The 18628-nt window shown below is 66.7% G+C and carries 18 protein-coding genes; 5 read left to right on the forward strand and 13 right to left on the reverse strand.

Annotated features, from left to right (window positions below):
* Window positions 1-162 precede the first annotated feature (162 nt).
* The 4 genes from M1247_RS35880 to M1247_RS35895 form a co-directional block, all read right to left on the reverse strand.
* Entirely contained in the window at window positions 163-2310 is a 2148-nt protein-coding gene (locus M1247_RS35880; protein ID WP_317161226.1) for a 3-hydroxyacyl-CoA dehydrogenase NAD-binding domain-containing protein, read from the reverse strand.
* 9 nt (window positions 2311-2319) lie between these two features.
* Window positions 2320-3531, reverse strand: a complete 1212-nt coding sequence (locus M1247_RS35885; protein WP_317161227.1) for an acetyl-CoA C-acetyltransferase — start codon at window positions 3529-3531, stop codon at window positions 2320-2322.
* A gap of 120 nt (window positions 3532-3651) precedes the next feature.
* Window positions 3652-4767: an alkene reductase gene (locus M1247_RS35890; protein WP_317161228.1), complete on the reverse strand. Its 1116-nt coding sequence runs from the start codon at window positions 4765-4767 to the stop codon at window positions 3652-3654.
* A 56-nt stretch (window positions 4768-4823) separates the two neighbouring features.
* Window positions 4824-5258, reverse strand: coding sequence for a RidA family protein (locus M1247_RS35895; protein WP_317161229.1), 435 nt, complete (start codon window positions 5256-5258; stop codon window positions 4824-4826).
* 44 nt (window positions 5259-5302) lie between these two features.
* Between M1247_RS35895 and M1247_RS35900 the strand changes: the two genes are divergently transcribed.
* Both M1247_RS35900 and M1247_RS35905 read left to right on the forward strand, forming a co-directional pair.
* Window positions 5303-5791 carry a MarR family winged helix-turn-helix transcriptional regulator gene (locus M1247_RS35900; protein WP_317161230.1) on the forward strand — a complete coding sequence of 163 codons (489 nt, stop codon included), beginning with the start codon at window positions 5303-5305 and terminating at the stop codon, window positions 5789-5791.
* A 66-nt stretch (window positions 5792-5857) separates the two neighbouring features.
* Entirely contained in the window at window positions 5858-7033 is a 1176-nt protein-coding gene (locus tag M1247_RS35905) for a pyridoxal phosphate-dependent aminotransferase (protein WP_317161231.1), read from the forward strand.
* A 14-nt stretch (window positions 7034-7047) separates the two neighbouring features.
* Here the strand turns inward: M1247_RS35905 and M1247_RS35910 are convergent, their stop codons facing one another.
* Entirely contained in the window at window positions 7048-8094 is a 1047-nt protein-coding gene (locus M1247_RS35910) for a YeiH family protein (protein WP_317161232.1), read from the reverse strand.
* A gap of 101 nt (window positions 8095-8195) precedes the next feature.
* Between M1247_RS35910 and M1247_RS35915 the strand changes: the two genes are divergently transcribed.
* Window positions 8196-9089, forward strand: a complete 894-nt coding sequence (locus M1247_RS35915; RefSeq protein ID WP_317161233.1) for a LysR family transcriptional regulator — start codon at window positions 8196-8198, stop codon at window positions 9087-9089.
* On the opposite strand, the gene M1247_RS35920 is transcribed toward M1247_RS35915, so the two are convergent.
* The 6 genes from M1247_RS35920 to M1247_RS35945 all read right to left on the reverse strand — a co-directional run bounded on the left by M1247_RS35920 (window position 9067) and on the right by M1247_RS35945 (window position 14534).
* The gene (locus M1247_RS35920; protein ID WP_317161234.1) at window positions 9067-9420 is read right to left on the reverse strand and encodes a WhiB family transcriptional regulator; all 354 of its coding nucleotides are present in this window, start codon (window positions 9418-9420) and stop codon (window positions 9067-9069) included. The two genes, M1247_RS35915 and M1247_RS35920, sit on opposite strands and share 23 nt — an antisense overlap.
* 11 nt (window positions 9421-9431) lie before the next feature.
* The gene (locus M1247_RS35925; RefSeq protein WP_317161235.1) at window positions 9432-10856 is read right to left on the reverse strand and encodes an NAD(P)/FAD-dependent oxidoreductase; all 1425 of its coding nucleotides are present in this window, start codon (window positions 10854-10856) and stop codon (window positions 9432-9434) included.
* A gap of 133 nt (window positions 10857-10989) precedes the next feature.
* On the reverse strand, window positions 10990-11910 hold the full coding sequence (locus M1247_RS35930) for an LLM class F420-dependent oxidoreductase (protein WP_317161236.1): 921 nt from the start codon (window positions 11908-11910) through the stop codon (window positions 10990-10992).
* Between the two features lie 39 nt (window positions 11911-11949).
* Complete coding sequence (locus M1247_RS35935) at window positions 11950-12393, reverse strand: SRPBCC family protein (protein WP_317161237.1); 444 nt, start codon at window positions 12391-12393, stop codon at window positions 11950-11952.
* A gap of 87 nt (window positions 12394-12480) precedes the next feature.
* Window positions 12481-13362, reverse strand: a complete 882-nt coding sequence (locus M1247_RS35940; RefSeq protein ID WP_317161238.1) for a universal stress protein — start codon at window positions 13360-13362, stop codon at window positions 12481-12483.
* An 89-nt stretch (window positions 13363-13451) separates the two neighbouring features.
* Entirely contained in the window at window positions 13452-14534 is a 1083-nt protein-coding gene (locus M1247_RS35945) for a CaiB/BaiF CoA transferase family protein (protein WP_317161239.1), read from the reverse strand.
* An 18-nt stretch (window positions 14535-14552) separates the two neighbouring features.
* Here M1247_RS35945 and M1247_RS35950 point away from each other — a divergent pair, with 18 nt between their 5' ends.
* Entirely contained in the window at window positions 14553-16220 is a 1668-nt protein-coding gene (locus M1247_RS35950; protein WP_317161240.1) for an alpha-keto acid decarboxylase family protein, read from the forward strand.
* 13 nt (window positions 16221-16233) lie between these two features.
* Here M1247_RS35950 and M1247_RS35955 read toward each other — a convergent pair whose 3' ends face one another.
* Window positions 16234-16677 carry an SRPBCC family protein gene (locus M1247_RS35955; RefSeq protein ID WP_317161241.1) on the reverse strand — a complete coding sequence of 148 codons (444 nt, stop codon included), beginning with the start codon at window positions 16675-16677 and terminating at the stop codon, window positions 16234-16236.
* 33 nt (window positions 16678-16710) lie between these two features.
* On the opposite strand from M1247_RS35955, the gene M1247_RS35960 reads away from it, so the two are divergent.
* Window positions 16711-17058: a UBP-type zinc finger domain-containing protein gene (locus tag M1247_RS35960; protein WP_317161242.1), complete on the forward strand. Its 348-nt coding sequence runs from the start codon at window positions 16711-16713 to the stop codon at window positions 17056-17058.
* On the opposite strand, the gene M1247_RS35965 is transcribed toward M1247_RS35960, so the two are convergent.
* Window positions 17055-18617 carry a phytoene desaturase family protein gene (locus tag M1247_RS35965; protein ID WP_317161243.1) on the reverse strand — a complete coding sequence of 521 codons (1563 nt, stop codon included), beginning with the start codon at window positions 18615-18617 and terminating at the stop codon, window positions 17055-17057. The two genes, M1247_RS35960 and M1247_RS35965, sit on opposite strands and share 4 nt — an antisense overlap.
* Between the last annotated feature and the right edge of the window lie 11 nt (window positions 18618-18628).

Genomic DNA, 18628 nt, shown 5'->3' on the forward strand with positions numbered 1-18628 from the left:
CGCACCCCCGCCGAAGAACTCGACCGACTACTCTCAGACCCGTCCACATTCGTTGCAGCCACCGCTTGAATCCAAGGCGAAATCCACAACCCTGCACGCAATTTCGATGCCAGCGCACGCAAAAGCCCCCGACTTACGCCGGGGGCTTTTGACGTTTCGCGCTTAGCTCTCCAGTGAGGCGGGCGGCAGGAAGCGGTCGCCGTACTTGGCGGCCAGCTCCTTGGCGCGGGCCACGAAGGCTTCCTTGCCGACGCCGCCGGGTCCCTCGTATCCGACGATGAACTGCGCGCTGCCGCCGGTCCACGGCGGGAAACCGATGCCCATGATCGAGCCGATGTTCGCATCGGCGGTCGAGGTGAGCACGCCCTCGTCGAGGCACTTCTGGGTTTCCAGCGCCTCGGCGAACAGCATGCGGTCGATCATGTCCTGCAGCGGCGGGGTCGAGCTGCCCGACTTGAACGTCTCCCGCAGGCCCGGCCACAGGCCCACGCGCTTGCCCTCGGCGTACTCGTAGAAGCCCGCACCCTTGAGGCGGCTGGGCCGTCCGAGCTCGATCATCTTCTCGACCACGGCTTCGGCCGGGTGCGCCTGGTAGGTGCCGCCCTCATCTTCCACACCCTTGCGGGAAGCGGTGGCGATCTTGTGCATGAGCTCCAGGTTGAGCTCATCGGACAGCTGCAGCGGCGGCGCCGGGTAGCCGGCCTGGCTACCCGCCTGCTCGATGCTGGCCGGCTCCACACCTTCACCCAGCATGGCCAGCGCCTCGTTGACGAAGGTGCCGATCACGCGGGAGGTGAAGAATCCACGGCTGTCGTTGACCACGATCGGGGTCTTGCGGATCGCCAGCACGTAGTCGAACACCCGGGCCAGCGCCTCGTCAGAGGTCTTCTCGCCCTTGATGATCTCCACCAGCGGCATCTTGTCGACCGGTGAGAAGAAGTGGATCCCGACGAAATCCTCCTGGCGCTTCACACCGGTCGCCAGACCGGTGATCGGCAACGTGGAGGTGTTCGAGCCCAGCAGCGCATTGGGCTCGACGACGTCCTCGATCTCCTGGAACACCTTGTGCTTGAGTTCCTGGTTCTCGAACACCGCCTCGATCACGAAGTCCACACCCTTGAGGTCGGCAGCCTCGGCGGCCGGGGTGATCCGGTCCAGCAGCGCCTTGGACTTTTCCTCGGTGGTCTTGCCCCGCTTGAGTGCCTTGGCTTCCAGGCCCTCGGAGTAGGCCTTGCCCTTCTGCGCGGCCTCGATCGTGACGTCCTTGAGCACGACGTCGTAGCCGGCCTTGGCCGACACGTAGGCGATGCCCGCGCCCATCATGCCCGCGCCGAGCACGCCGATCTTCTTGATCTCCTGCTTGGCGATGCCGTCCGGGCGCGACCCGCCACCGTTGATGGTCTGCAGATCCAGGAAGAACGCCTGGATCATGTTCTTGGCGACCTGCCCGGTGACCAGCGAGGTGAAGTAGCGGCTCTCGATGCGGGTCGCGGTGTCGAAGTCGACCTGCGCACCCTCGACCGCGGCGTCCAGGATGGCCCGAGGTGCCGGCATCGGGGCGCCCTTGAGCTGCTTGCGCAGTAGCGCCGGGAATGACGGCAGGATGGCCGCCAACGCCGGCGTCGACGGGGTGCCGCCGGGCATCTTGTAGCCCTTGACATCCCACGGCTGGGTGCCGGCCTCCGGGTTGGCCTTGATCCACGCCTTGGCGGCCGGGACCAGTTCCTCGACACTGCCGACCAACTCGTCGACAAGGCCGGCCTCTTTAGCCTTCGTGGGGTTGAACCGGGTGCCCTGGCTCAGCACCTCCATGAACGCCTTCTGGATGCCGAACATGCGCACGGTGCGGGCCACGCCGCCACCACCGGGCAGCAGGCCCAGAGTGACCTCGGGGAGGCCGATCTGGCTGCCCTTGACGTCGGCGGCAATGCGGTGATGACACGCCAGTGCGATCTCCAGGCCACCGCCGAGTGCGGCGCCGTTGATAGCCGCGACAACGGGCTTACCCAGGGTCTCCAGCGCGCGCAGGTCGGCCTTGATGAATTCGACCTCTTCGAACGCCTCGGCCGCATTGTCGGGACCGACGTTGATCATGCCCTTGAGGTCACCGCCGGCGAAGAAGGTCTTCTTCGCACTGGTGATGACCACTCCGGTGATCGAGTCTTTCTCTGCGACAAGGCGTTCGACCGCTTTGTGCATGGACTCTTTGTAGTGCTCGTTCATCACGTTGGCCGAACCGGTCGGGTCGTCCAGCGTCAGGGTGACGATGCCGTCGGCATCCTTGTCCCACGCAATGGTGTTCTCTGCCATGACTATTCCTTAAACCCGCTCGATGATGGTCGCGACGCCCATGCCGCCGCCGATGCACAGGGTCACGAGTGCGCGCCGGGCGCCGCGGCGCTCCAGCTCGTCGACCATGGTGCCGGTGATCATGGCGCCGGTGGCGCCCAGCGGGTGGCCCATCGCGATGGCGCCACCGTTGACGTTGAGCTTCTCGTCGGGGATGTTCAGATCCTTCTGGAACTTCAGCACCACCGAGGCGAACGCCTCATTGAGCTCGAACAGGTCGATGTCATCGACGGTCAGCCCGGCGCGGTCGAGCACCTTGCGGGTCGCCGGGGTCGGGCCGGTCAGCATGATCACCGGATCGGCGCCACTGGTGGCCGTGGCCACCACGCGGGCCCGCGGGGTCAGGCCCTGCGAGGCGCCTGCACTCTCGCTACCGATAAGCAGCAGGCCCGCGCCGTCGACGATGCCCGAGCTGTTGCCACCGGTGTGGATGTGGTTGATCTTCTCGACATTGTGGTACTTCTGCAGCGCCACGTCGTCGAAGCCGCCCATCGCGCCGATACCGTCGAAAGCGGTCTTGAGCTTGCCCAGGCTTTCCACCGTCGAACCGGGCCGCATGTGCTCGTCGTGATCGAGGATGACCAGACCGTTCTGGTCACGCACGGGAACCACCGACTTGGCGAAGTAGCCGCCGGACCAGGCCGCCGCCGCGCGCTCCTGCGAACGGGCGGCGTAAGCGTCGACGTCCTCGCGGGAGAAGCCTTCGATGGTGGCGATCAGGTCGGCGCCGATCCCCTGTGGGACGAAGCCGATGCGGTAGTTGGTCTCCGGGTCAGATGCCCAGGCGCCGCCGTCGGAGCCCATCGGGACGCGGCTCATCGACTCGACACCGCCGGCCAGGACCAGATCGTCCCAGCCAGAGCGCACCTTCTGGGCGGCCAGGTTGACCGCTTCCAGGCCCGAGGCGCAGAACCGGTTGAGCTGGAAGCCTCCGGTGGTCTCAGGCAGCTTGGCAACCAATGCGGCGGTGCGGGCGATATCGCCGCCCTGATCCCCGACCGGGGAGACACAGCCCAGGATGACATCGCTGATCAGCGTTTCGTCGAGGTCCGGGAATCGGCTCCGGATCTCCTCGATAAGGCCGACGACCAGGTTGACGGGCTTGACCTCGTTGAGCGAGCCGCCCCGCTGCTTACCGCGCGGTGTGCGGATCGCCTCATAGATGAAGGCTTCTTCGGACATGTTTTAGCTCCAGGTCCTGTTCAGGTTCGGGTTATGGAACCGCCCCATCACAAGGCAGTCCTCTAACCGGAGAGTAACAGGACCGTCGATCAACCTGTTGGTTGGGAGCTCGGCAACCGCTTACGCCGACTTCTGCTGTTCGACCTCAGTCAGCGTCGGATAGTCGATGTAGCCGACCGGTCCCGGTGCGTAGAAGGTGGCGACGTCGGGCTCGTTGAGTTCAGCGCCGAGCACCAGCCTGTCGATCAGGTCGGGATTGGCCAGGAACGTACGCCCCACCGCGGCCGCACTGATCGCACCCCACTGGACGTAACTCTCCAGCTGGGAAAAGTCGGTGCCGCTGGCACGGCCGGTGTTCAGCACGAACGTGCCCGGCCACAGCGCCCGGATCACCCCGAAGGCACGAACGGCAGGGTCGATCAGCACGTGCAGATACGCGATACCCAGCGGGGTGATGCGGTTGAGCAGTGCCTCATAAGCGCCGACCGTGTCGTTCTCACGCATGTCGCCTGCGGTGTTTCCGGGCGAGATTCGCACCCCGACCCGCTCGGCCCCGATCTCGTCGGCCACGGCCTCGATGACCTCGGCGGTCAGCCGGGCGCGGTTCTCCGGGGAACCGCCGTACGCGTCGGTGCGGATGTTGGTGACATCGGAGAGGAACTCGTGCAGCAGATAGCCGTTGGCGGAGTGGATCTCCACCCCGTCCATACCCGCGTCGACGGCGCGGCGGGCGGCCGAGCGGAACTGCCCGACAATCGACTCGATCTCGTCGATCCGCAGCGCACGCGGCACCGTCAGCTGCTGCTTACCCGACGGGGTGTGGGTCACCACATCGGCCGCAATGGCCGACGGGGCGACGACATCGAAGCCGCTGATCTCGGGGTGCGCCATCCGGCCGACGTGCCACAGCTGGACGAACATCTTGCCGCCCTCGGCGTGAACCGCCGAAGCGATCTCAGCCCACACGCTCTGGTGGCGGTCGGTGTAGATGCCCGGTGTGTTCATGTACGCGCCGTTGGCCTGCTCACACACCGCAGTGGCCTCGCTGACGATGATGCCCGCGGACGCCCGCTGCGAGTAGTACGCTGCGGCCAGATCCGATGGCGTGCCGTCACTTTGAGCACGGGACCGCGTCAGCGGTGCCATGAAGATGCGGTTGGACGCTTCTGTTGCGCCGAGTTGCAACGGCTTCAGCAGAGCGGCGTCGGGCGCGAGGCGGAAAGGCTGGGAAGTCACGTCGCAGTAAGCGCCTCGAGCGGCCTATTCATTCCCGACACCTCAACTCGCGCGCATCAGTTCTCGACGATTGCGGTGACCCGGATCTCGATCCGCATCTCCGGCAGGCCGAGGGCGGTGACACCGATCTGAGTCCAGATGGGCGCCCGGTCGCCCATCCGCTTGCGGTACTGATCGGTCATGACCACGTTGTGCGCATCGAACGTGGAGCCCGGTGCGGCGATGACATGGTAGGAGTTCACGTGCACCACATCGCGCCAGATGGCACCGGCCGTAGCCAACGTCCGCTCGACGTTGTCGAACGCCACCACGATCTCCTCTTCCAGCGATGCCGGAATGTTCAGGTCATCATCCCAACCACCCTGGCCGGAGATCTCCACCCGGTCTCCGATCCGGACCGCCTGGCTGTAGTGCAACTGGCCGAACGCCTTCTCTCCAAATCCGGAGGTCACGAAGAACTGCACATCTCGACCCTCTTTAACTTCACGCATGAAGTAACCGTACACCGAATACTTCACGCGTAAAGTCATTCCGCATGGAGGAGGAGACCCGCTGGCTGACCCAGCAGGAGAAAGAGGCGTGGACCGGACTGGTCGCCCTCATGCTGCTGTTGCCCGGCAAACTCGAATCGCCACTGCGCGAGGTCGACCTGACCCTGTTCGAGTATCTGGCGCTCAGCCACATATCTGAGGCCCCGGACCGTCGGATCCGGATGAGCGACCTGGCGTTCCTGGCCAGCGGGTCGCTGTCCCGCCTGTCCAATGTCGTCAAGAGATTCGAGGCCCGGGGCTGGGTAACCCGGTCACCGGATCCCGATGACGGCCGGTACACCCTCGTTTCCCTCACCGACACCGGTCATCGCCTGGTGGTCGATGCGGCCCCGATCCACCTGCGCGCGGTGCGGGAGTTCGTCCTTGACCCGCTCACCTCAACCGACCTGGCGGCGCTGACGCGGATCGCGGCGAAACTGCGGGTGGTCCCGCCCGGCCTGGAAACGCGGCGGGACTCAGGTGTCGACAACTAAACGCCGCGGGCCGCATGCAGGACGCGGACCACGAGACTTTTCACAACCTGACTAGGCTCGATGACCATGACTGTCCGAAGCCTGCGGCCGTACTCCGTCACGGTGTTCGCCGAGATGTCAGCGCTGGCCACGCGGGTCGGTGCGGTGAACCTCGGCCAGGGGTTTCCCGACCAGGACGGTCCGCCCGCGATGCTCAAAGTCGCGCAGCAGGCGATCGCCGACGGGGTCAACCAATACCCGCCCGGGCTGGGCATCCTCGAGCTCCGGCAGGCCATCGCCGCACAACGCAAGCGCCACCACGGCACGGACTACGACCCCGAAACCGAGGTGCTGGTCACAGTCGGTGCCACCGAAGCGATCGCGGCCTCACTCATCGGCTTGGTGGAACCGGGCTCGGAAGTCCTGGTGATCGAGCCGTTCTACGACTCGTACTCCCCCGCCATCGCCATGGCCGGCTGCATCCGTCGCGCGGTCCCGATGGTTGCCGATGGACGTGGATTCGCGATCGACGTCGATGGACTACGCCGGGCCGTCACCCCGAAAACCAAGGCGCTGATCCTCAACTCACCGCACAACCCGACCGGCGCGGTCGCCTCCGACGCCGAACTACGGGCCATCGCGGCGCTGGCCGTCGACCACGATCTGCTGGTGATCAGCGACGAGGTGTACGAGCAGCTCGTGTTCGACGGGCACCGTCACCTTGCGGTGGCCAACTATCCGGGCATGTCGGCACGCACCATCACGATCTCCAGTGCCGCCAAGATGTTCAACGCCACCGGCTGGAAGATTGGCTGGGCTTGTGGCGCAGCCGAACTCATCGCCGGGGTGCGCGCCGCCAAGCAGTACCTGACCTATGTGGGCGGTGCGCCGTTTCAGCCCGCGGTAGCCCACGCCCTGGACAACGAGGATCCCTGGGTGGCCGACCTGCGGGAGTCGTTCCAGGGCAAGCGGGACCGGCTGAGCTCAGCGCTGGCCGAACTCGGGTTCGAGGTGCACGACAGTTTCGGCACCTACTTCCTGTGTGCCGATCCGCGACCGCTGGGTTACGACGACAGCGCCACGTTCTGCGCCGAGTTGCCGCACCAGACCGGGGTGGCCGCCATCCCGATGTCAGCATTCTGCGATCCGGACGCACCGCATGCCGATCTGTGGAATCACCTGGTGCGCTTTGCATTCTGTAAGCGCGACGAAACCCTCGACGAGGCGATCCGCCGGTTGGGCGGGTTGCGGGCACACCGGTAGGCGTGCCGCGTACCTCAACCGACCAGCAGCACTCCGGTCAGCGCGATCCCGGCCACCCACACGGTGGACAGCACTGCCAACACAAAGGGGCGGATCCCGACTTTCCGCAGGCCTGCGATGTTCACCCCGACGCCGAGAGCGAACATTGCCGCGGTCAACATCGCGGTCTCGGTGAGTTTGGCTCCGGCAAGGACACTTTCGGGCACGACCCCGGTGGTGCGCACGGCGGCACAGACGATGAACGCGACCACGAACATGGGGATGATCGGCGGGCGCTTGACATCGTTGGCGCCGCGGTTGATCCGGCGCTGACGCGCACTGACGATCGCGATCACCGGAGCGAGCATGATGACGCGCGCCAACTTGACGACCACCGCCACCGCGAGAGCTCCGCCACCGACGGCACCGCCGGCCGCGACGACCTGGGCGACCTCGTGAATCGATCCACCGGCCCACATCCCGGCATCCTGGTCACTCAGCCCGATCAGGTGGGATGCCAGCGGTATCACCGGGATCATCAGGGTGCCGAAGATGACCACCAGTGCGACCGCGGTGAGCACCTCTTCCTCCTCGGCGTCGATCACGCCGTCGACCGCGGCCACCGCGGCGGCACCGCAGATCGAGAAACCGCAGCCGATCAGGAACCGCTGTGTCCAACTGAGCCCGAGTAGCCGGCCGACGACCATGGTCCCGAAGATGCCGAGCACGACGATTGCGACAACCACGGCGATCATGCCGACGCCGAGACCGAGAATGTCGCCGAGCACCAATTGCAGACCCAGCAACGCCACCCCGACACGCAGGAGTTTCTTCGCCGCGAACGACAAGCCCGGCTTCACCCGCGCAGGCAGTGCAATGGCATTCGACAGTGCGGCGCCGAGGACGATCGCGATGAGCAGCGGGCTGACCGCAGGCACGAAATGCGCGAAAAGGAGCACCGCGCCGGTGGCCCCCGCCGCGACGGCCATCCCCGGCCCGAGCGCCGCGAGGCGCCCGCGCACGGACGCCGTGGAAGCTGGGTCGGTGGATCGGGTCTGCGGCGCACCCACTTGGCTGGTCATGGTTATACGGTCCGGCATCGCGCCGCACTCCAGTAGCCGTCAATTTCACATCAGGTCATATAGATGCGATATGTGAACCGCAAAAGGCATACCGTTCTGACATGCCTGCAGAACTCCCCGACCTGTCGACGCTCGCGCTGCTCGTCGGGATCGATGACCGTGGCAGCCTCGGTGCCGCGAGCCGCGCCATGGGCATGGCCCAGCCGAACGCCACCCGCGCGATCCGCCAACTCGAACGCCGCTTCGGGATGACGCTCCTCGACCGCACGCCCCGGGGGTCGACCCTCACCGCTCAGGGAACCGTGATCGTGCACTGGGCGCGCGAAGTGCTCGCCGACGTCGACCGGCTACTCGACGCGGCGACCGCATTGCGGGTCGAGCACGAGGCACAGCTGACCATCGCCTCAAGCATGACCATCGCCGAACACCTCCTGCCCGTGTGGCTGGGTGATTTCCGACGCCGGCACCCCGACGTCCACGTTCAGTTGCAGGTGCTCAACTCCATGCAGGTGTTCGACCACGTCACGGACCGCTCGTGCGACCTGGGGTTCGTCGAAGGACCATCGGCACCCGAGCACCTGAACAGGATCGCCATCGAACACGATCGTCTGGTCGTCGTCGTGCACCCGAGCCATCCGTGGGCGCGCAGGCGCCGGCCGCTGACGATCGCGGAGCTGGCTGCGACGCCACTCCTGGCCCGCGAACCGGGTTCGGGCACCAGGCGCACCGTGGACCTCGCACTGCAGGAATATCAGCGCCCGGCACCACTTCTCGAACTCGGTAGTAGCGCGGCTATCCGCACCAGTGTGCTCAGCGGTGTCGGTCCGGGCGTGCTCAGCACCTTGGCGATCGAGGACAGCGTCACCGCAGGCGAGTTACGTGTCATCGACGTCGACGGGCTCGACCTGCGGCGCACGCTGCACGCCGTCTGGTCCGGCCCCAAGACGCTGAGCGGACCCGCAGGTGAAATGCTCAAACTGGTTCTGCGCCGTTGACATCAACACCGGAAGTGCTGCCCGCCAATGTGATTGCGCGCTCCTGCGCCGTCATCCCACCCCAGATACCAAACGGCTCGGGCGCGGTCAGGGCATGTTCGCGACACCGGGCCAACACCGGGCATTCCCGACAGATCGCCTTGGCCGCGTCCTCGCGCTTGCGCAGCCGGCGCCCCCGGACTTCATCCGGGAAGAACACCTCTGCCGGATGGTCGCGGCAACTGCCGCTCAGTTGCCAACTCCACTGATCGTGTGCCGGTGGCGGCAGGTTGGGTGGGCAGCGGTGGACGGGGATCGACAACCGACCGGTGGGGATGACATCGCTGACCATGTCCGAGGGCCTCAGGAATCGAATCCGAGGCCGGCTGCGTCCAGCGCCCGCAACAGCAGATTGCGCCTGCCGTCGCGGTGATCGGCGCGGTCCAACGACCACCGGGTCGCATTGATGCCGAGCCAGGCCAGGGGTTCCGGCGGAAACGGCAGCGGCTTGGACGCGACCATCGCCAACTCGGTGCGTTCGGTACGTTGCTCGTTGACCTTGTCGAGCATGACGTTCGCGGCGAAACGTGTTGCTGCCACGCCCAATCCGGTGAACCCCGCGGCGTAAACGATGCGGCCCTTGTTGGCCGCGCCGAAGAACGCACAGAACCGGGTGGAGGTGTCGATGACCCCACCCCAGCGGTGACTGAATCGCACCCCCTCGAGCTGGGGAAAGGTGGTGAAGAAATGGCGGGCCAGTGTTTCGTAGGTGGTGGGCCGGTCCTCGAGGCGCGAGTCGATCCGACGGCCGAAGTGGTAAACCGCGTCGTAGCCGCCCCACAGGATGCGATTGTCGGCGGACAACCGGTAGTAGTGGAACTGGTTGGACATGTCCGAAACACCTTGCCGCCCCTGCCAACCGATCGAGTCCAGTTGTTGGTCAGAGAGCGGCTCGGTCATCAGGACATAGTCGTAGACCGGCACGGTGTGATACCGGTACCGCTTGAGCAGCGATGGAAAAGCGTTGGTAGCCAGGATCACCCGATCGGCCAACAACGTCGTGGCGTCGGTGGTGAGCTGGATCGGAGCCGGCCCGCGCGCGCCGGTCAGCCCGGTGACGGGGGTGTTCTCATGGATCTCGACACCGTGGCGTGCACACACCCGCGCCAGTTCGGCGGCCAGCTTCGCCGGGTGGACCGTCGCGGCTTCCCGGGCCGCCCACGCCCCCGCCAGATACGTCGGTGAGTTGACGTGCGCGCGGACGGCATCCCGATCCAGATAGGTGACATCCGGGTCGGCGGGTTGCTCGCGCAACTCCCGCGCCTGGTAGTCCTCGACCGCGACGCTGAGGACGCCGTTGCGTTCGAAGTCGCAGTCCAGCCCCAACTCGACCACCGACTTCTCGATTGCGTCGAGGTTGTCGTACCCCAACCGCTGCAGCGTGTCGAACTCGGCGGGCCACCGGCTGCGGCCATTGGCTTCGCCGTGGGTGAGGCTGGCCTCGACGAACCCACCGTTACGCCCGGAAGCCGCATTGCCGATTGCCGAAGCCTCCAGCAACGCCACCCGGATACCGGGGTCGCGCTGGACGGCCAGCAGCGCACTCCACAATCCGGTGTAGCCACCACCGACGATCACCAGGTCGTAGTGCGCGGTCACGGTGGCCCGGGGATACCGCGGTCCATCGCCGATGTCCGCACCCCAGAAACACCCCAGCTCGGTGTCGCGTAATGCTTGCCGCACAACGCTTTCCGACGGCGGTTGACGTTCGAACACAGTGCGGGGCAAGAGATCAACCTCTGAGGACGGTGGCGTGTGGCATGCCATCCTGCCAGCCCCGACACCAGGCCTGCCGGGCCACTGTGTAAGGAATCGGCCCCAGATCGCGACACTATGTCGCGCCATTTCGGTGCGTGATCGGCTATCGCGGAGTAGAACCCACGACGGCCCAGAGCGCTTCCAGATCCCCCGGCTCGGTGCGCAGCGGGCTCAGCGCCACCTCCGCCGCTCCCGCATCCAGATAGGACTGCAGCTTCTTGCGCACCTGATCGGCCGAACCTACAGCGGCCAGTTCGGCCACCCCGGACACCCCTTCACGGGCGATCACCTTCTGATAGGACGGAATGGTCTGATAGAACGCGAGTTCTTGCGCGGCCAGCTCGCGGCCGGCGGCCACGTCATCGGTCACCAGCGCGGGCACCATTGCGATGACGCGTGGCTGTCCTCGTCCTGCCGCCGCGGCCGCGTCGTTGATGGTCGGCACGATGAACTCGCCGACGGTGCGCGGCCCGGCCAGGTAAGGCAAGGTGCCATCGGCCAGTTCTCCCGTCACCCGCAGGGCCTTGGGGCCCATCGCCGCCACGTACACCGGGATCGGCGTCCCGCCGGGCACCTGCACCGGCCATTCGGGACTGACGGTGAATTCATCGCCGTGAAAATCGACTGCACCGTCGTCGAAGATCGCGCGCAGCACCTGCAGATGTTCGCGCAACCTCCCCACCGGATTGCGCCAGAGGGTGCCGAATGCGCGATGTTCGGGAGCGTGCGATCCGAGGCCGAGACCCAGACTGAAGCTGCCGTGCGCGGCGGCCTGGGCGGTCTGCGCCGCCGACGCCACCAACAGTGGATGTCGCGGGTTGATCGGCACCACCGAGGTGCCGACGCCCAGCCCGGGCACGGCCGCGCCGATCAGTCCCGCCAATGCGATCGCATCGACGTCGAACCGTTGGGCCAGCCAGATCTGGCGCACTCCAGCGGTATACGCGCGCTGAGCCTGCGCGATGGCGTCGTCGACAACATTGGCGGCCGACGGGTTCAGGGGAAGCACAACTCCATTGGGCATATCCGCACCAACCGAGCCGGGGTGACCGGCTATTCCGTTTCACGCAGGGTGAGCATTACCCATGACGCGCTGCCGCAGCCGCTCGGTCGCGACGTGCAGCACGAGCTTCTTGGCCCGCTTGATGAGAAATTCCGGGACGGGCATCGCCAGGTCGAGGGTGATGTCGAACCGCACCCGCGTCTTGTCGATCTCGGGGGTCAGATTGTATTCGACGTGCTGACCGCGTTGTTGCAGATTCTCTTCGGCATCCCAGACCATCCAGCGGTCGCCCCAGTGGTATTCGAGCGTCTCCTTGTCGCTGATGCCCAGCACCCGCATCGTCGCCCTGACATGGTGTGGGCGCCCGTCCGGGTACCGGTCGAGCACCTCGACACGTCGGTGCACCGGAGACCAGGCAGGCAACGCATCCACGTCGGCGAGCACGTCCATGATCGCCTCGGGCGGGGCGTCGAACACGACTTCCCGCGATGCCCTCACTGCCATAGAAGCAATGTAGTAACTGTGCAGGTGCCACGTCGGCCGATGCAGCAAACGTCTCGCCCTGTCTTCAGTGACGAAGGCGGTGCGAGGTCAGTCGGATCGGCGCGCCACGATCACCGGAGTGCGCGCCGAATGGACCACCTCGGCGCTGACCGAGCCCAGCATCATCCCGGCGAATCCTCCCCGGCCGCGGCTACCGACGACCACGAGCTGGGCGGACTCGGCCTGGGCCAGCAGGTGCCGCGCGGGCCGGTCGGGCATGACCACTCGCCGGACCGCGACGTCCGGATAGCGTTCCGACCAGCCCGCCAACTGCTCGGCAAGGACGCGTTCTTCACGCGGTTTGGATTCGGTCCAGTTCTCGTCGGGAAACGCGCCCTCGAAGTCGTACCAGGTATGTACCGCCACAAGTTCCACACCGCGTCGCGACGCCTCGTCGAACGCGATCTCGACGGCCAGCTCGGATGCCGGCGAACCGTCGACCCCGACCACCACCGGGGCGGTGGCAGGCACCTGTGCCGCATCAGCACCGGGCACCACCGCCACCGGGCCGTGCGCGTGCAATACGACACTGGAACTCACCGATCCGAGCAGCCGTCTGCTCCACTTCCCCAGACCACGCGACCCGACCACCACCAGATCGGCGTCACGCGAGCAATCGATCAGGATGCCGACCGCGTGGGCCGCGATGAGCTTTTCGGCGATGCGTAGCGATCCACCCCCGGCGTCCTCGGCGATCCGACGGGCGGCTTCCATGACCTCTTTGCCCTGGCGGTCCTGCCACTGCCAATAGTCCTGGGGTAAGCCGACGTCCAGCCACCCCGGTGCGGAGACCACCGGCTGCGCAAAGAGCAGCGTGAGCGGCACCCGACGCAGCGCGGCGGTGCCCGCCGCCCAGCGCACCGCGGCATCGGAACTACCGGAACCGTCGACACCGACGATGATTCCCCCGCGACTCGAGTGGCTGTTCATCTGAACCTCCTTGCGCCGGTGACCGTCCGGCCTGACCCCATCCTCCTAGCAGCAAGAACGGTGTGCCAGGGGACAAGGTCCCTATCCGACTAGGTCCAGCCGATCTCGTCGATGGACGTGCTGGACTTCGGCGGCGTGCCAGGTGCTCCGGCGGGGGTGCGGGAGAACCGTGGTGCGGGAGCGGCCTGGTCGACGCCGTCGATGGCCACCAGCGTCGAGCGGGCCCGCAGGTGGTCGTTCTCGGCGGCCTCACCCCAGGTGAGCACCGGCGTCACGCAGGCGTCGGTGCCGGCGAAGATCTCCGACCACTCGTCGCGGGTCTTGCCGGCGAACCGCTCGGTGAGGATCGCCCGCATCTCGTCGTAGCGGGCCAGCTCGAACTGACCGGGAATCTCGTCGGCCGCCAAACCCAGGCCGGCGAGCAATTGCGCGAAGAACTGTGGCTCGATCGCGCCGACGGCCATGTACTTGCCGTCCGAAGTCTCATAGGTGCGGTAGTACGGTGCACCGCCGTCGAGCAGAAACGATTCACGCTGGTCCTGTAACGAGCCGGTGGCCCGCATGGTCCACATCATCTGCGCGAGCATGCTCACTCCGTCGACCATCGCGGCGTCGATCACCTGCCCTTTACCGGAGCGCTCCCGCTCATAGAGCGCGGTGACGATGCCCATCACGACCAGCATCGACCCGCCACCGAAGTCGGCGACCAGGTTCAACGGCGCGACCGGAGGCCGGTCGCGGTAGCCGATCGCCGACAGCGCACCGGTCTGTGACAGATAGTTGATGTCGTGGCCGGCCGTGGAAGCCAGCGGGCCGTCCTGCCCCCAGCCGGTGATGCGGGCGAAGATCAGCCGCGGGTTGACCGCCTCGCAGTCCTGCGGCCCGACACCCAGACGTTCACAGGTGCCCGGCCGAAAGCAGTCCAGCAGCACATCGGCTTTGGCCGCCAACTCCAGCAGCTTTTCCGGTTCGGCCTTGACGTCCAGGTCGACGATCCGCTTGCCGCGATGGAGCAGGTCGACGTTCTCGGCGGGCATGGTCAGCCCGCCCGGGCGTCGTACCCGCACCACGTCAGCACCCAGATCCGACAACATCATCGCCGCATGCGGCCCGGGGCCGATGCCGCCGAGTTCGACAACTCTCACCCCGGCCAGGGGTCCCGTCTTCGTCATGCGAGGCACACTAGCGGGATGACCGATAACGGCTACACCGTCGGTGACTATCTGCTGGACCGCCTCGCCGAACTGGGGGTGACCGAGGTCTTCGGTGTCCCCGGCGACTACCAGCTGGAGTTCCTCGACCACATCCTGGCCCATCCCCGCGTGAACTGGGTGGGCGGCGCCAATGAACTCAATGCCGGTTACGCCGCCGACGGCTACGGTCGGTTGCGGGGGATGGCGGCGCTGGTCACCACGTTCGGTGTGGGCGAGCTCTCGGCGGCCAATGCGGTGGCGGGCAGTTTCGCCGAGCATGTCCCCGTCGTGCACATCGTGGGCGCGCCGTCCAAGGACGCGCAGGGCGCGCGACGCGTGGTACACCACACCCTGGGCGACGGCGACTTCGAGCACTTTCTGCGGATGAGCCGCGAGATCACCTGCGCGCAGGCTAATCTGGTCCCGGCGACCGCGACGCGCGAGATCGACCGCGTGCTTTCGGAAGTCCGCGAGCAGAAACGACCGGGCTACCTGATGATCGCCACCGACGTGGCCCGCTTCCCCACCGAACCGCCCACCGCGCCGCTGCCCCGCTACACCGGCGGCACCAGCCCACAGGCGCTGTCGCTGTTCACCGAGGCGGCGGCGCGGCTGATCGCGGATCACCGTCTCACCGTGCTCGCCGATTTCCTGGTGCACCGGCTGGGATGCGTCGACGAGCTCAACACGCTGCTGGGCGCCGACACAGTTCCGCACGCCACACTCATGTGGGGCAAAAGCCTGGTCGACGAGAGCTCACCGAGTTTCCTGGGCATCTATGCCGGTGCGGCCAGCGAAAATTCGGTGCGGGAGGCGATCGAGACGGCACCCGTTCTCGTGACCGCCGGCGTGCTGTTCACCGACATGGTCAGTGGCTTTTTCAGCCAGCGCATCGATCCCGCACGCACCATCGACATCGGCGCCAACCAGAGCGTGGTTGCCGGACAGGTGTTCGCACCGCTGGACATGTCGGCGGCCCTCGATGCCGTCACCGCAATCCTGACCGGACGCGGCGTCACCTCACCCGCACCCGAGCCCGCGGCCACACCGCCTCCTGCCGACTCACCCGCCCGCGACACAACGCTGACGCAGAAAGCACTGTGGGACAGGCTTTCCGAAGCGTTAACGCCCGGCAACGTGGTGCTGGCCGATCAGGGGACCTCGTTCTACGGCATGGCCGGACACCGGCTACCCGCCGGAGTCACGTTCATCGGCCAGCCGCTGTGGGGCTCGATCGGCTACACCCTGCCTGCTGCGCTGGGAGCCGGCCTGGCCGACCGGGACCGTCGCACCGTGCTGCTGATCGGTGACGGCGCGGCCCAGTTGACCATCCAGGAGCTCGGCGCGTTCGGCCGCGAGGGACTGACGCCCGTGATCATCGTGGTCAACAACGACGGCTACACCGTGGAGCGGGCGATCCACGGCCCCAAGGCTTCCTACAACGACATCGCGGCCTGGCGCTGGACCGACCTGCCTGCCGCCCTGGGTGTTCCCGACGCGCTGACCTTCCAGGCCGGCACCTACGGCGAACTCGATGAAGCGTTGGCCGCTGCGGCGGCCGCCTCCGACCGGATGGTGTTCATCGAGGCGGTGGTGGCACAGATGGACATCCCGCCGCTGCTGACCGAGCTGGCGCAGTCGGCGTCGGCGGCCAACGCGAGTTGAGCCTGCGGCGGCGTTATCCGCCCTTCTTGACCTTCAACACCTGCTTGCGCAGCCCTTCCGTGGCGGTGTCGACCCCGCCCTTCATGGTCCGCTTGAGGATGAAGCCGGGCAGCGGCACCGACAGGTCGATGGTGATGTCGAATCTGACCTTGGTCTTGTCGCCGTCCGGCGTCAGGGTGTAGCTGGCGTCCTGTGCCTTGAGCTGCCCGGCGCTGACCAGGGTCCAGCTCACCTTGTTCTCGGCCCAGGTGTACTCGATCACCTGTTCGTCGGTGAGCCCGGCGGCCTTCACCGTCATCTTCACCTGCCGCGGCTTGCCGTCGTCGTAGCTCTCCAGAATCTCGGCGCGCTGGTACTGCGGGGACCAGCTGGGTGTCGCCTCGACATCGGCGATGACGTCGAGGATCTCCTGCGGGGTCGCCTCGATGACTACTTCACGGGAATCGCTGGTTGCCATGCCGGGAACCCTACTCGGACTAGGCTCTACGTCATGAGCAATGCCGTCGATCCGACTGTGCTACCGAGTGGAACCGGATGCACGGAATGCGAGGCAGCAGGGGGATGGTGGGTGCACCTGCGCCGGTGCGCGGCGTGCGGGCACATCGGCTGCTGCGACGACTCACCGGGCCGCCACGCCACCGCGCACTGGCGGCACACAAAGCATCCGGTCATCCGCTCGTTCGAGCCAGGCGAAGACTGGTTCTGGAACTTCGACACCAACCAGTCCTACGCCGGGCCCGCGTTGGCCCCGCCCCAGCACCGGCCGGTTGACCAGCCCGTGCCCGGCCCACAGGGACGTGTCCCCGCCGACTGGGCCGAACAGTTGCGCCGACGTTAGGCCGAGCCCGCCAACGCTGCCTTGGCGGCGTTGTAGCCGGGGATGAAGGTGATCCCGGGGCCGCCGTGGCAACCGGCGCTGGCCAGGTACAGCCCGTCCACGGGGAGCGGTTGACCGACATAGCCTTTCGGCCCCGGCCGGTTGGGCCCCATCTGCTCGGGATGGATGAGCCCGTGACAGTAGTCGCCGCCGGGCGCGCCGAACATCGTGCCCATATGGCGCGGAGTGAAGGTGGTGTGCCGGATCATGCGGCGTTCGAAATCCGGTGCCAGCCGGGTGATCTTCTCGATTACCCGGCGGCCCATCTCAGCCTTGAGCTCCCCGTAGCCCGTCGGAGAGTCCTCGACCGGGAACCACAGCGCGAATGCCGACGCCGCGTGCTTGCCGGCAGGCGCGAGCGTCGGGTCGTGTGCGGAGGGAATCTGGAACGCGATGGCCGGGTCGGCGGGCACAATCCCGCGCCTGGCATCCTGCCACTGCTGTTGCAGTTCTTCAGGTGTACTGAAAAGCCCGATGGCCGCCTGCATTTCGGGATCGTTGAGAAGTTCGTACGGTTGAGTGAAGGTGGGTGGCCCGTCCAGCGCGAAATGCATCTGCAGGTAGCTACCGCGGTGGTCGATGCGGCCGAATCGGTCTCGAACTTCTGCGGGAACCACGTCGGCACCGAGCAGCGTGTTGACCGTCAGATCCGGTGCGACGGCGGAGACGACGACCGGTGCGGTCACCGTGGAGCCGTCGGCGAGGCGCACCCCGCTCACGCGGCCGCCGTCGACCAGGATCTGCTCGACGGGGCTGCGCAGCCGTAGTTCACCGCCGCCGGAGACCAGCCGCTCGTGCAGGTGTCCGGTGAGGGCGCCGATCCCACCCGCCAGCTTCTTCATCAGCATGGCGTTCTCATCCGGGACGGCCAGCCCGAAGGCGAGTGCGGCCGCACTACCCGGTGTTTCGGGGCCGCGATAGGTGGTGTTGACCGCAAGGAAGGCCAGCATGCCGCGCAGCGCGCCGTGCTTGTCGCGGTCGGGCAGATACCGGTCGAGCACATCGGTGACCGAGCCGAACAGCAGGTCATCGATCGTCGAACGTTCGAATTCGTTTGTGGCGCACGCATACATCTCGTCGATGCTGCGAGGCGGGCGACCGGCGTCGAATCTGCCCAGCGCCCGGGTCGGGGCCTGGCACCAGGCCATCAGCCCGGCCATACCGGTGACCGCGTCGGCGCCGTGGACCTCGCCGAGATGGGTGAGCATCTTGATCGGGTCGCTGTAGTACACGACCGGGGCATCGCCGATCCCGCGCAGCGACACCGACATCACCTCGAGGTCGATCGTCGGCAGCTCATCGAGGCCGAGTTCCCGGCTGACCACGGCCGAGGTCGGGAACTGCAGCGAGCCCGCGATCTCGAACCGGTACCCGTCGAACAGTTCGACGGTGGACGCCATGCCACCGGCGTAACGCTTGGACTCCAGGCACAGCGTGCGGATTCCAGCCTGTTGTAACAGTGCCGCCGCGGTCAGCCCGTTGTGGCCGGCACCGATGACGATCGCGTCGTAGTCCGCCATGGGCTGAGGCT

The sequence above is a fragment of the Mycobacterium appelbergii genome, from assembly GCF_032883035.1.
GTDB lineage: Bacteria > Actinomycetota > Actinomycetes > Mycobacteriales > Mycobacteriaceae > Mycobacterium > Mycobacterium appelbergii.